Raw genomic sequence first — 11,393 nt, 5'->3', positions numbered from 1 at the left:
GGTCGCCTTCGCCACTGGTGTTCCTTCCTATATCTACGCATTTCACCGCTACACAGGAAATTCCACCACCCTCTACCATACTCTAGCTTGTCAGTTTTGAATGCAGTTCCCAGGTTGAGCCCGGGGATTTCACATCCAACTTAACAAACCACCTACGCGCGCTTTACGCCCAGTAATTCCGATTAACGCTTGCACCCTCTGTATTACCGCGGCTGCTGGCACAGAGTTAGCCGGTGCTTATTCTGTCGGTAACGTCAAAACACTTACGTATTAGGTAAATGCCCTTCCTCCCAACTTAAAGTGCTTTACAATCCGAAGACCTTCTTCACACACGCGGCATGGCTGGATCAGGCTTTCGCCCATTGTCCAATATTCCCCACTGCTGCCTCCCGTAGGAGTCTGGACCGTGTCTCAGTTCCAGTGTGACTGATCATCCTCTCAGACCAGTTACGGATCGTCGCCTTGGTGAGCCATTACCTCACCAACTAGCTAATCCGACCTAGGCTCATCTGATAGCGCAAGGCCCGAAGGTCCCCTGCTTTCTCCCGTAGGACGTATGCGGTATTAGCGTCCGTTTCCGAGCGTTATCCCCCACTACCAGGCAGATTCCTAGGCATTACTCACCCGTCCGCCGCTCGCCACCAGGTACAAGTACCCGTGCTGCCGCTCGACTTGCATGTGTTAGGCCTGCCGCCAGCGTTCAATCTGAGCCATGATCAAACTCTTCAGTTCAAACATCTTTGGGTTTTTAAGAAACCCTAAACTTGGCTCAGCAATCGTTGGTTACATCTTTGATTTCTCGCGGAGTAACTTGTGATGCTGATAATCTTTTTGACTATCAGTCTGACTCCACAAGCACCCACACGAATTGCTTGATTCAGTTGTTAAAGAGCGGTTGGTTAAGATCTTTCGTCTCAACCGAGGCGCGCATTCTACAGCGCATCCTTTCATATTGCAACCTTAAAAGTTTCTGATTTTACTAGGAAAATCAATTACTTAAACCAGAACAAGCATCAATATGCTCGTTAGCGGGAGGCGAATAGTACAGCATTGAAATACGTGGTCAACCCCCTCATCTAAAAATTCTGTTTTTCTTCATCAAGTGAGTGGCGATCGAGATCTCAGGGGTCCAGTTGACCTGTCATGCTTCAACACGCGCACCATTACAGTGCAGTTCACTGGCGCAAAGCCGTTTCCTCGACTAGGGTTTCTACCGAATTGAATGGCCCTGTTACCCCGCGGGTGTGTGATCAAGGAGGATAAATGACATCGATTCACAAAGCCGAGAAAACCTATCGCACCTGGTCCAGCCCTATCCTCCTTGAGCTCAAGGAAAGAGAGCATCAGTTGGACCCTGACGCCCGCCAGGCACTTCATAACGTCCTGGCAGAACGAAGGCTGATAAACATCGGCAACTCTTCTGGCGCCGATCGCCGCCGCCCGAATTCCTGATGGCTTCCCAGCCAGCAACTGTTTAGCAGACCGGCCTGTTCATCGGATACTTCAAACGCTCCCTTGCGGTGATGGCCAGTAGCCGCTACACGTTAAGGTGAATTCGGAAGGAGTACGCGAGGATGATTCCAAGATTCGTTGTGGTTCCTGCAATTCCCACGGAAACGGGATCAACGCGTAACGGAACGCGCTTCTACTGCAAAACCGCCCCCATAGGGTTCAACCTCTATGACAATGAAGAAAAGCGCAGGCTGCCCACAACCTACCCGACACGGACAGAGGCCGAGGAAGAATGTTTGCAGCTCAATAACGAATGCCTTCAATGCATGCTGGCTGAGCGCCCCCGCGTCAACATGCCCTGAGCGCGTGCAAGACTGAATGAAGGCAAAACATCGCTTATTTATTGAAGCAGACAAAAGTCCGAAAACAGAAGGAACTGGCACTACGCCATTAATGTCGTAGTGGCAGCACCTGGAGATTCGGATGACCCGCCCTCGATATTTTCAAATCACGTATGGCTTCAACAAGACTCGGCATATTTTTATTCAACCCGACGCCCACATGACTGAGGCAGACGCTTGGTACTACGCCTGCCTGCATTCGGGGATAGGGCTTTCGTATGGGGACAATCACGATCAACAAGACTTTGATGCGCTACAAAGCCACGCACAGGAAAATGGCTTGATGCAGGTTAGGTGGGAGGAGTTGCCGTAAATAACAGTGTGCGGCCCAGCTAAGTGCCGCCGCCCACGCCCTCTATCGCTTTTGCGAACGCAGTACCCGCCTCCTTCACTAACTTGCGCCATTCCGAACTGTTGATCAGCCCGGTACGTTCCATCTCGTCGGCGGCCTTGAGCAACTCGTCGTACTGTCCTTCAGCATCCATGCGAATTTCCGGTTCGTTCAGGAGCTTGTACCAGGCCGCCAGGGCTTGCTTCTTTTGATCATCATTCATCGCCAAACTTCCAAAGACAATTTTCACTTGGAAGTTTTCCAGCGAATGGCCGTTCCTCGATTCCGACATACGGCGCTTACACGACATTCACGGAGTGAGCTTTACAAGCAGCTGCGAACCGCTTTACGCATCGCGTCCGACTTGGCCCACGGCGGCCCCTGATATAGCGATACTCGACTGCCGTCCTTGTATTTCACGATGTCCAGAATCTCGTCAGCCGTAATAATGCTGGGAGCGTTGATCCGGTAGCCATTGGAAATCGCAGTCTGAGTCGTTCTTGAAACCTCCTGCTGCCACAGCGGCAACAGACACGCGGCGTATTCTTTGGGCGCCTTGTTACTGTACTTGCTGACGTTAGGCTCACCTGGAACCAGGGATGCCGGCAATGAACAACCCGCCAGCATCGCCATCGCTACTCCCCCAATCAACATCCGCATGGCGCTTCCTTATCCTGAAAAAACGGGAATGTAACGCGTAGCGATCCAGACATCCATCTATAGAATCAGCCCTCAGAGGGTTACGTTGTGATCGCCGGAGTCAGGATAAGACCGTTCGTTCAAATACGTCATCCATCGCTCATGCGCTTCATGTTGCCATTGAGTGACCCGTTCCCACTCCGGCCCGCTCAACTGATGGGCCGAAATCAGCGTCATCATCTCCGTAGTTGCTGCGTCCAGTTCAACCATCAGCTCATGCGCATGGAATCTGAAATCATCGGTGCTGGTCATTTGAAGTTGCCTCGCCCTAGCGAACATTCGCCACTTCGGTACGACATCACACCCGTTCGTTCGCGCTCACTCTCCCGACAAGCGGCGCACCTCCCATGCATTGGACAGCAGATGAGCAAACGCCCCACCCGTTAATTGGGACTACTCTTTTGTAGCGGGGTATCAGCAGGAGGTCATCATGTGGCTCAACGAAGATGAAAACGAACTTCGGCGTGATCTGCAAGGACTTGCGTCGGACCTGAGGTGGTCGGCAGTGGAACTCTTGCGCATCGCAGAGCAGCTACGCTTGGCCGGCAATGATGTGGATGCGCAAGCGGCCATGAAGTTGTGCAATCTATTTCAAGGCGATGAAGAGCGACTGGCGGGTTATGCAGAAGAAGTGAAGGCCAAAATCATCAGTCGGACGAAATCTCCGAAAGCTCACTAACGGGAGCCTTGGCATGAACACGCCTCTATTGGCGCTGGTCGTCGTGCTGGCGGCGACGGGTGGTTGCAGCACTGATTCACACGTTTATCGGGACCAGCCGCTGGTCGCCAAAGTCGAGACCGGCATGAGCAAGGATCAGGTTCAGCAGATTGGCGGTCAGCCTTTAACGATAACGGAGCGCACGGTGGTGCCTGGCACGTGCTTTGACTACAAGTTGACCCAGGCAGGCCAACAGAAGCCCTACAACATCAGCTTCGATGACCGGGGTAAGGTCGACCACAAAAGCTTCATGACCTGCGCGGAATGGAGTCACGCACAACAGAAAGCCAGGGAACCCTCTCGCAGTACGGGTGGCGGAGGTTACTAGCCAACAATGGGTGGCAAGCTAGCCGGAAGCGGGTTTGTTACACGTGTCCCGCCATTTATCCGCGAACATGTTAATAGCTTGGCTTTTGAGTTCTGGAGAATCGAGGACCGGCTGGTTGTACGCTTCGTTGATCAACATGGCGCCCAACTTGTCGTGATCAGGATTACCCGACTTCACGGCCAGCAGACTTTCTTCCGATTCGCCATTTTGCCGAGACTGCATGATCGATCCGGCCAATGTACGGAAAACATCGCAGACCTTTTGATTGGTGTGGATTTCGCCCTGCGTCTGGGCTTGAACCTGACCGACACCGGCAAGGTAAAGAGCAGACAACATTGCCAGAGCAGTCCAGCGACCTTTCAACATGCTTTCTTCCTTGAATTGAAAGCGGCCACCCTATCATCCAAATGTCACGTTTAAAATCTTCCCGCCCCTGGTTTCAAGACAAAAAAAGCCCCGGCATCCCAGGGCTTCAAGCTTGCGTTCATTCTGGTTTCTGGCTTGGAGTCGATCGAACCGCTCTTGCTCTGTAGGCTGGAAGCGCTGCCGCAAACGCCAGTGCCTCCTCTTTGCTGCCAAAAGCACCGAGACGGTCGCCTTTGGTGCACACCCGCCAGGGGCCGTTGTTTACGCTGAGTACGTCATAACCGTTCATGTGCATTTTATTCAGCATCGGAACGCTCATAGTCACCTCCTTTTCGGCAGTGATAAGCCACGATTGACCTGGTTACCTTACACCCGACCCTTACCCAAGTGCCGACCAGACGTCGTGTCAGATTTTCGACGCTCCTTTGCACTTTCTAGCGCCTCCTTGGCTCCAACCCTTTGAAACAGAAGCCTGGGCCTGAATATTGCATTTTCATGACTGTTTTATGACAGACGGCGGTTTAGTAACACATGAAAGTACGGGCAACAGTCATTTGCGAGCAGGATCGGCATGTTCTCCTGGTGCGCAAACCCAGGTGTCGCTGGACCTTGCCCGGAGGAAAAGTCGAGCGCGGCGAAACCACTGCGGGCGCCGCCATGCGCGAACTCCAGGAAGAAACAGGGCTGGGCGTCGACGGTTTGTTGTACCTGATGGAACTGGAAACGGGCAGCACCCGGCACCATGTGTTCGAGGCATCGGTCCTCAACTCGGACGAAGCCCGGCCACAAAATGAAATTTTCGATTGCATGTGGTATCCGCTGGACGCAGTCCAGAACCTGAACACAAGCGACGCCACGCTCAAGATCGTCAAAGCCTTTCAGCGTCGGCTGTAAGTTTGCGCAGTCGTCTCAGCCCAGGTCGCCGCCGCCCACCGGCATGATCATTCCGGTGATGTACGACGCCTCGTCGCTGGCCAGAAACAGAATAGCGCCGGCCTGCTCATCCAGCGTGCCATAGCGTTTCATTAAACTGCTGTCGAGCGTCTGGCCAACAACTTGCTGATACCAGACTTTCTCTTCGGCGCTCTGCTCTGCGCTGTTTCGCGGGATGACCCGCTGCGGTGCTTCCGTGCCACCGGGCGCGGTGGCATTCACGCGAATCCCACGACCGGCAGTTTCAAACGCCAGGCATGCGGTCAGCGCATTGACACCGCCCTTCGCCGCGCCATACGGCACGCGATTGATGCTGCGGGTGGCAATGGATGAAACGTTGACGATGGCACCGCTGCCTTGTTCAAGCATGAACGGCAGCGCGGCATGGCAGCACCATAATGTCGGAAACAACGAACGACGGACTTCGGCCTCGATCTGCTGTTCTTCGTAGTGCTCGAAAGGCTTCGCCCAGATCGTGCCGCCCACGTTGTTGACCAGCACATCCAGACGCCCAAAACGCTCGACGGCAGTGCGCATTACGCGGCTGCATTCGCTGTAGTGCTCAAGGTCGGCGGTCAAGGCCAGCACCTGACTGCCTGCCCCAATTGTTGCTGCACCTCGAACACCAGGTCCGAGCGATCAACCAAAATCAACCGCGCACCCTCAGCGGCCATGCGCTCGGCCACCCGCCGGCCAATGCCTTGCGCCGCGCCGGTGATCAGTGCGACTTTGTCTGTGAATCTGTTCATGTGTACCTCGTGACGAAGGATGCCGCTCCCACATGGGATCTGTGTTCGCGCACCGGCTGGACTCAAGCCGCGCTGGCAGCGAATTTTTCGTAGTAGAAGTTCGCAGGCGCGACGCCTTGTTCGCGAATGAACTGACTGACCGCTTCAACCATCGGCGGTGGGCCGCACAAGTAGACATCGACGTCGCCCTCGTTCAAATGCCGAGGCTCGATGTGCTGGGTCACATAACCCTTGAGCGGATGCTGGCTGTCGGGGTTGGCGACGCAGGCACTGAAGCTGAAATTCGGGATGCGCGCGGCAAACGCTTCGAGGCGATCCAGTTCCACCAAATCAAAATCGTTGGTCACGCCATAGATCAGATGCAGCGGATGCTCGCTGCCCTGCTCGGCTATTTTCTCCAGCATCGCGGTGAACGGCGCCAGACCAGTTCCACCCGCCAGCAGCAACAACGGCCGGCGAATGTCGCGTAGATAAAAGCTACCCAGTGGCCCGGCCAGACGCATGCTGTCGCCCGCCTTGGCCATACCGGTAAGGAAGCTGCTCATCAAGTCGCCGGGCACGTTGCGGATCAAAAAACTGACTTCGCCGTCACGCTGCAGCGAGCTGAACGAATAAGCGCGGGTCTGCTCGCTGCCGGGAATCCCGAGGTTCACATACTGGCCCGGCAGAAACGCCAGTTTGCTCAGGGCTTCGCCCTTGATCGACAGCGCGATGGTGCTGTCGGACAACTGCCGCACGGCGCTGATGGTGGCGTCGTAACTGGCCTGCTGGGTACGGCAGACTTGCGATGAGGTCGGCACTCGCACCACGCAATCGCTCAAGGCACGCATCTGGCAGGTCAGAACAAAGCCCTGCCGCGCTTCATCAGCGCTGAGCGCGTCGTCGATGTATTCCTCACCCAAGTCGTAACGGCCGGCCTCGGCGAAACACTTGCAGGTCCCGCAGGCGCCGTCGCGGCAATCCAGTGGAATGTTGATGCCTTGGCGGTACGCGGCATCGGCCACGGTTTCGCCCACGTTGGCGTCGATAAACCGGGTGACGCCGTCTTCAAAATTGAATGCAATGGAATGAGTCATGACGGCCGCCTCAGAGGTGGTAGACATCGATGACCTGGCGAACGTAATCGTTCTTCAGGATCACTTTCTTGGCCTTGATCAGCGGGTTTTCACCGCGCACATCGAGGGTGTAGAAACTGCTGCCGAAATAGCTGTCGACGGTCTTGTAGCGAAAGCTCAGGGTGTGCCAGTTGAAGCGCACTTTGCACAGGCCGTCGGCCTGCTCAAGCAGTTCGATGTTGCTGATGTTGTGCGAAGTGCGGGTGTCTGGAACGCTGGCGCTGGAGCGTTCGGTCTTGATGCGGAAGATGCGGTCTTCCAGACCGGTGCGGTGGCCGTACCAGATCAGCGATATTTCCCGCTGCGGGTCTTTGGTCAACTCGTCGTTGTCGTCCCAGGACGGCATCCAGAACGAGGCATCGGCGGCGTACATCTCCAACCAGTCGTCCCATTGCTTGTCATCGAGGTAGCGCGCTTCGCGGTAGAGAAAATCGCGCACGGCGTCATAAGTGAGGATCATTACACGGCCTCCACAGCAATCAATTCGGGCTGTTCGGTGGCCAGGGCCCTGAGCATGGTTTGCTGCCAATACTTGTGTTGCAGCACGAACAGGCCTTCGTCTTCGGTACGCACGCCGCTGAGCAGCGGGTGCAGATCAATTTCCTTGGCCGCCTCATCGGCACCTTCGACCCAGTGCTCGGCGCCGCGGGACATGTCATTCCACGTCGTGACGCTGCCTTGATAGCTGGTCTGGCACGAGCGAAACTCTTCCAGATCGTCCGGGGTGGCCATGCCGCTGACGTTGAAGAAATCCTCGTACTGACGAATCCGGCTCGAACGGGCGTGGTCGCTTTCGCCTTTGGGGGCGATGCAATAAATGGTGATTTCCGTGCGGTCGACCGAGATCGGTCGGGCGATGCGGATCTGCGAGCTGAACTGGTCCATCAGGTAGACGTTCGGGTACAGGCACAGGTTGCGCGAATTTTCGATCATCCAGTCGGCGCGCGCCTGGCCGAAGTCCCGGGACAACTCGTCGCGGCGCTCGTACAGCGGGCGATCCTCGGGGTTGGACCAGCGGGTCCAGAGCAGCATGTGGCCCTTGTCGAACGAGTAGAACCCCCCGCCCTGCTTGGCCCAGGCCCCGGCGCTCATGGTCGGATTGCTGTCGCCGGCCTCACGCTGTTTGCGCTGGTTCTGGGTGGCGGCGTAGTTCCAGTGCACGGAGCTGACGTGATAGCCGTCGGCACCGTTTTCGGCGGTGAGTTTCCAGTTGCCTTCGTAGATGTAGCTTGAGGAGCCGCGCAGCACTTCGAGGCCATCGGTGGACTGGTCGACGATCATGTCGATGATCTTTGCCGACTCGCCCAGGTGCTCAACCAACGGCACGACATCGGAATTGAGGCTGCCGAACAGGAAGCCGCGATAGGACTCAAAACGCGCAACTTTGGTCAGGTCGTGAGAGCCTTCGCAATTGAAACTCGCCGGGTAACCCGCGCCCGCCGGGTCTTTGACCTTGAGCAGTTTGCCGGAGTTGTTGAAGGTCCAGCCGTGGAATGGGCAGGTGTAGGAGCTCTTGTTGCCGGTCTTGTGCCGGCACAGCGTCGCACCGCGATGGCTGCAGGCGTTGATGAAGGCGTTGAGCACACCCTCCTTGTTGCGCGCGATGAAGATCGACTGCCGCCCCATGGTGGTGGAGTAGAAATCGTTGACGTTGGGGATCTGGCTTTCGTGCGCCAGGTACAGCCAGTTGCCTTCGAAGATGTGTTTCATCTCCAGGTCGAACAGCCGTGGGTCAGTGAACATCTCGCGCTTGCAGCGGTAGATGCCCTGTTCTTTGTCATCTTCAAGCAGGGAGTGAAGGTATTCGGGTCGCAGGGACATGGCCGCCGCCTCCATTGTTGTTATTCAGGCAGGGCCATGCTAGGTCGGGGGGATGGGGTGGACTATCCGATGGGTGCAGACGTGTATCCGGTTACTGCAAACGGCCCACTTCCCTGCAGCAGCTGTCTAGCCTGCGAGGCTGCGTCCGAGTGCGCAGCGCTCGCCAACAGGACCAGCGCGGTCTGTCTGAAATACGGCGTAAACCATTCTGCGAGCGCTGCGCACTCGGACGCAGCCTCGCAGGCTCGACAGCTGCTACAGGGATTTGTGGTGGGTCAGTGGCGGCGCTTGAGGGTGTCGGACGGTAATTCGCCGAACTGTTTGCGGTAGTTGTCAGAAAAGCGTCCCAAGTGCAGGAAGCCGTAGTCCATGGCCACCTCCGTGACATTTCGCACGTTGCAGGTCGGGTCGTTCAAGCACCGGTTGATGCATTCGAGCTTCTTATGCCGGATGTAGTTTTGCGGCGAGGTGCCGGCGTTGCGCTCGAACAAGCCGTACAGCGAACGCAGGCTCATCCGCGCCTGGCGCGCCAGCTCTTCACTGTCAATGTCCTGCTTGAGGTTGCGCGCGATGTAATCGGCAATCCCCTCGAACGTCGTCGTCGGCGAGCCGAGGCTGCCGCGGATGACGTTGGTTTTCATCAGGCTGAGCATCTTGCTGACGATGATCTGCGCGTAGTGCTCCTGCACCCTTGGTACCTGCTCGGTGGCCTCGGCTTCCTGGCAAATCATCGCCAGCAGACCAACGAAACCTTCCAGCTCATCGAGCTGATAACGGTTATCCAGAAACCGCACGCCCTGCCCCGGATAGCGCCAGCGTTGCTCCTCGCATACCGACTCGAACAGCCGAGTGGGCACCTTGAGGATGAATTTTTCGCAATCGTCGGAGTACGTCAGGTCCACCGGATCGTCGGGGTTGATCAGCAGCAATTCACCCGGCGCAAAGTAATGTTCCTGACCGTGACCGCGCCACAGGCAGTTGCCGCGCAGCAGCACTTGCAGGTGATAGATCGTTTCCAGCGCGCCCGAGGTCACCCGCACGCTGGCGCCGTAGCTGATGCGGCACAGGTCAAGGCTGGCGAATTTGCGATGATCGAGGCTGGCCAGCGGACGGCCGACCCTGGGCATCAGGATGCAATGATTGCCGACATGCTGATTGACGTAACCCGACACCGCGTAAGGGTCGGCTTGGTCGAATACTCTGCTGCGCTGACTCAACAGTTGCGCGTGCATCATCGGGTCACTCTCGTTGTTATAGGTGTTGTCGGGCCATTCTAAGGCAGTACCTGCAACGGTGTGTCAGTGGGCTGACTTGTGGAAGGTTCTGGCCCTATCGCGAGCAGGCTCGCTCCTACACTTGACCGCCTTAGCCCTGAATAAACTCGGTCAACTGTAGGAGCGAGCCTGCTCGCGATAGGGCCATCAGCCTCAACATCAACGTTGAATGACACTCCGCTTCCGTCGGAACGCCGCCCGGAGCAGGCTCGCTCTCACATGGAGAGGCGATCAATCCTCGAGTGCGCGAACCCGCTCGTGGCGTTGCTGCTCGTCAGGTTGCGCGGAGGCCTGCAAGGTGAAATCGAAGTCGATTTCGGCAAACCGGCCGCTCACGCCATGGGCCGCTGCTCGCTGCGGGTCGTCGCTGAAGGTGATGTGGGCGATCAGCTCGTCGCGGGTGGCGTAGGCGAAATCGTCGTGCAGGTACTGATCGCCATCGAGATTGATCTGGGTGGTCAAGTGACGATGGTCCGGCGCAGAGATAAAGAAGTGAATGTGCGCCGGACGCTGGCCATGACGGCCCAGTTGATCGAGCAATTGCTGGGTCGGGCCGTCCGGCGGGCAGCCGTAGCCCGACGGCACGATGCTGCGAAAACGATATCGACCCTCGGCATCGGTGACGATGCGGCGGCGCAGGTTGAACTCCGATTGCGTGGTATCGAAGTAGGAATAAGTACCGCCTGTGTTGGCGTGCCAGACATCCACCACCGCACCGGCCAATGGCTCGCCAGCGGTGTTGCGCACCTGGCCTTGCATGAACAGGACCACGCCCGGATCGACGCCGTCGTCGAGGCGCGCCTCACCCTCGGACAGCGGCGCACCCGCCACATACAACGGGCCTTCGATGGTCCGCGGCGTACCGCCCGCCTTCCCCGCCTGCTCGTCTTCGGCGTCCATCAGCAAGTCCAGGTAGTGTTCCAGGCCGAGCCCGGCCACCAGCAAGCCGGCTTCCTGACGCGCGCCCAGCACGTTGAGGTAATTGACCGTTTTCCAGAACTCTCCCGGGGTCACGGCGAGGTCTTCGATGATGTTCACCGAATCACGCAGAATGCGGTAAACCAAGGCTTTGACCCGAGGGTCGCCTGCGTCGTTGAGCAAACCGCTGGCGTCTTCGAGAAACTTCTGGGCACTGGCAGTGTGGGAAATCTTGACGTTCATGTTTTGGGGTTCCTCATCTTGTAATTATGGGCGTAGCGAACTGAA

At 57.0% G+C, this 11,393-nt stretch carries 15 protein-coding genes, 1 rRNA gene and 1 pseudogene (1 of these 17 running past the window's edge); 5 read left to right on the top strand and 12 right to left on the bottom strand.

The window, feature by feature from the left end; genetic code table 11:
- Nucleotides 1–732 (bottom strand): 16S ribosomal RNA (locus ACA068_RS13695); it reaches 807 nt to the left of the window's first position.
- Nucleotides 733–1,263: 531 nt separating this feature from the next.
- Here ACA068_RS13695 and ACA068_RS13690 point away from each other — a divergent pair.
- Nucleotides 1,264–1,452, top strand: a complete 189-nt coding sequence (locus ACA068_RS13690; protein ID WP_497310302.1) for a hypothetical protein — start codon at nucleotides 1,264–1,266, stop codon at nucleotides 1,450–1,452.
- 483 nt (nucleotides 1,453–1,935) lie between these two features.
- On the top strand, nucleotides 1,936–2,166 hold the full coding sequence (locus ACA068_RS13685) for a DUF6555 family protein (protein WP_497310301.1): 231 nt from the start codon (nucleotides 1,936–1,938) through the stop codon (nucleotides 2,164–2,166).
- 19 nt (nucleotides 2,167–2,185) lie between these two features.
- On the opposite strand, the gene ACA068_RS13680 is transcribed toward ACA068_RS13685, so the two are convergent.
- The 3 genes from ACA068_RS13680 to ACA068_RS13670 form a co-directional block, all read right to left on the bottom strand.
- Entirely contained in the window at nucleotides 2,186–2,407 is a 222-nt protein-coding gene (locus tag ACA068_RS13680) for a hypothetical protein (protein ID WP_497310300.1), read from the bottom strand.
- A gap of 101 nt (nucleotides 2,408–2,508) precedes the next feature.
- The gene (locus ACA068_RS13675) at nucleotides 2,509–2,844 is read right to left on the bottom strand and encodes a hypothetical protein (protein WP_497310299.1); all 336 of its coding nucleotides are present in this window, start codon (nucleotides 2,842–2,844) and stop codon (nucleotides 2,509–2,511) included.
- Between the two features lie 72 nt (nucleotides 2,845–2,916).
- Nucleotides 2,917–3,135: a hypothetical protein gene (locus tag ACA068_RS13670; RefSeq protein ID WP_497310298.1), complete on the bottom strand. Its 219-nt coding sequence runs from the start codon at nucleotides 3,133–3,135 to the stop codon at nucleotides 2,917–2,919.
- A gap of 178 nt (nucleotides 3,136–3,313) precedes the next feature.
- Between ACA068_RS13670 and ACA068_RS13665 the strand changes: the two genes are divergently transcribed.
- Both ACA068_RS13665 and osmE read left to right on the top strand, forming a co-directional pair.
- Nucleotides 3,314–3,562, top strand: a complete 249-nt coding sequence (locus tag ACA068_RS13665) for a hypothetical protein (RefSeq protein ID WP_497310297.1) — start codon at nucleotides 3,314–3,316, stop codon at nucleotides 3,560–3,562.
- Between the two features lie 13 nt (nucleotides 3,563–3,575).
- Nucleotides 3,576–3,929, top strand: a complete 354-nt coding sequence (gene osmE, locus ACA068_RS13660) for an osmotically-inducible lipoprotein OsmE (protein WP_497310296.1) — start codon at nucleotides 3,576–3,578, stop codon at nucleotides 3,927–3,929.
- An 18-nt stretch (nucleotides 3,930–3,947) separates the two neighbouring features.
- On the opposite strand, the gene ACA068_RS13655 is transcribed toward osmE, so the two are convergent.
- Nucleotides 3,948–4,295 (bottom strand): hypothetical protein, encoded by a 348-nt coding sequence (locus tag ACA068_RS13655; protein WP_497310295.1) that lies wholly within the window; start codon nucleotides 4,293–4,295, stop codon nucleotides 3,948–3,950.
- Between the two features lie 118 nt (nucleotides 4,296–4,413).
- Nucleotides 4,414–4,614: a DUF2188 domain-containing protein gene (locus tag ACA068_RS13650; protein ID WP_497310294.1), complete on the bottom strand. Its 201-nt coding sequence runs from the start codon at nucleotides 4,612–4,614 to the stop codon at nucleotides 4,414–4,416.
- Between the two features lie 212 nt (nucleotides 4,615–4,826).
- Here ACA068_RS13650 and ACA068_RS13645 point away from each other — a divergent pair, with 212 nt between their 5' ends.
- Nucleotides 4,827–5,189 (top strand): NUDIX hydrolase, encoded by a 363-nt coding sequence (locus tag ACA068_RS13645; protein ID WP_497293893.1) that lies wholly within the window; start codon nucleotides 4,827–4,829, stop codon nucleotides 5,187–5,189.
- A gap of 15 nt (nucleotides 5,190–5,204) precedes the next feature.
- On the opposite strand, the pseudogene ACA068_RS13640 reads toward ACA068_RS13645, so the two are convergent.
- From ACA068_RS13640 to catA, 6 genes and pseudogenes are all read right to left on the bottom strand, one after another.
- A pseudogene (locus tag ACA068_RS13640) lies at nucleotides 5,205–5,977 on the bottom strand (1,6-dihydroxycyclohexa-2,4-diene-1-carboxylate dehydrogenase).
- Between the two features lie 62 nt (nucleotides 5,978–6,039).
- A complete protein-coding gene (gene benC, locus ACA068_RS13635; RefSeq protein ID WP_497310293.1) occupies nucleotides 6,040–7,053 on the bottom strand; it encodes a benzoate 1,2-dioxygenase electron transfer component BenC in 1,014 nt (337 codons plus the stop codon).
- Between the two features lie 10 nt (nucleotides 7,054–7,063).
- Entirely contained in the window at nucleotides 7,064–7,552 is a 489-nt protein-coding gene (gene benB / locus ACA068_RS13630) for a benzoate 1,2-dioxygenase small subunit (RefSeq protein ID WP_497310292.1), read from the bottom strand.
- Nucleotides 7,552–8,913, bottom strand: a complete 1,362-nt coding sequence (gene benA / locus ACA068_RS13625; RefSeq protein WP_497310291.1) for a benzoate 1,2-dioxygenase large subunit — start codon at nucleotides 8,911–8,913, stop codon at nucleotides 7,552–7,554. The genes benB and benA overlap by 1 nt, the downstream gene beginning before the upstream one ends.
- A gap of 275 nt (nucleotides 8,914–9,188) precedes the next feature.
- Nucleotides 9,189–10,148, bottom strand: a complete 960-nt coding sequence (locus tag ACA068_RS13620) for an AraC family transcriptional regulator (RefSeq protein WP_497310290.1) — start codon at nucleotides 10,146–10,148, stop codon at nucleotides 9,189–9,191.
- Between the two features lie 270 nt (nucleotides 10,149–10,418).
- Complete coding sequence (gene catA / locus ACA068_RS13615) at nucleotides 10,419–11,348, bottom strand: catechol 1,2-dioxygenase (protein WP_497310289.1); 930 nt, start codon at nucleotides 11,346–11,348, stop codon at nucleotides 10,419–10,421.
- Between the last annotated feature and the right edge of the window lie 45 nt (nucleotides 11,349–11,393).

The sequence above is a fragment of the Pseudomonas sp. LBUM1660 genome (genome assembly GCF_059695935.1).
Note: the sequence above shows the minus strand (reverse complement) of the source record. Positions and strands in the feature narration are given on the sequence as shown.

What these genes read in the sequence shown, in the direction of transcription:
- ACA068_RS13690 (WP_497310302.1), top strand. Translation starts at nt 1,264, where the DNA reads ATGACATCGATTCACAAAGCCGAGAAAACCTATCGCACCTGGTCCAGC.
- ACA068_RS13685 (WP_497310301.1), top strand. Translation starts at nt 1,936, where the DNA reads ATGACCCGCCCTCGATATTTTCAAATCACGTATGGCTTCAACAAGACT.
- ACA068_RS13680 (WP_497310300.1), bottom strand. Translation starts at nt 2,407, where the DNA reads ATGAATGATGATCAAAAGAAGCAAGCCCTGGCGGCCTGGTACAAGCTC.
- ACA068_RS13675 (WP_497310299.1), bottom strand. Translation starts at nt 2,844, where the DNA reads ATGCGGATGTTGATTGGGGGAGTAGCGATGGCGATGCTGGCGGGTTGT.
- ACA068_RS13670 (WP_497310298.1), bottom strand. Translation starts at nt 3,135, where the DNA reads ATGACCAGCACCGATGATTTCAGATTCCATGCGCATGAGCTGATGGTT.
- ACA068_RS13665 (WP_497310297.1), top strand. Translation starts at nt 3,314, where the DNA reads ATGTGGCTCAACGAAGATGAAAACGAACTTCGGCGTGATCTGCAAGGA.
- osmE (WP_497310296.1), top strand. Translation starts at nt 3,576, where the DNA reads ATGAACACGCCTCTATTGGCGCTGGTCGTCGTGCTGGCGGCGACGGGT.
- ACA068_RS13655 (WP_497310295.1), bottom strand. Translation starts at nt 4,295, where the DNA reads ATGTTGAAAGGTCGCTGGACTGCTCTGGCAATGTTGTCTGCTCTTTAC.
- ACA068_RS13650 (WP_497310294.1), bottom strand. Translation starts at nt 4,614, where the DNA reads ATGAGCGTTCCGATGCTGAATAAAATGCACATGAACGGTTATGACGTA.
- ACA068_RS13645 (WP_497293893.1), top strand. Translation starts at nt 4,827, where the DNA reads ATGAAAGTACGGGCAACAGTCATTTGCGAGCAGGATCGGCATGTTCTC.
- benC (WP_497310293.1), bottom strand. Translation starts at nt 7,053, where the DNA reads ATGACTCATTCCATTGCATTCAATTTTGAAGACGGCGTCACCCGGTTT.
- benB (WP_497310292.1), bottom strand. Translation starts at nt 7,552, where the DNA reads ATGATCCTCACTTATGACGCCGTGCGCGATTTTCTCTACCGCGAAGCG.
- benA (WP_497310291.1), bottom strand. Translation starts at nt 8,913, where the DNA reads ATGTCCCTGCGACCCGAATACCTTCACTCCCTGCTTGAAGATGACAAA.
- ACA068_RS13620 (WP_497310290.1), bottom strand. Translation starts at nt 10,148, where the DNA reads ATGATGCACGCGCAACTGTTGAGTCAGCGCAGCAGAGTATTCGACCAA.
- catA (WP_497310289.1), bottom strand. Translation starts at nt 11,348, where the DNA reads ATGAACGTCAAGATTTCCCACACTGCCAGTGCCCAGAAGTTTCTCGAA.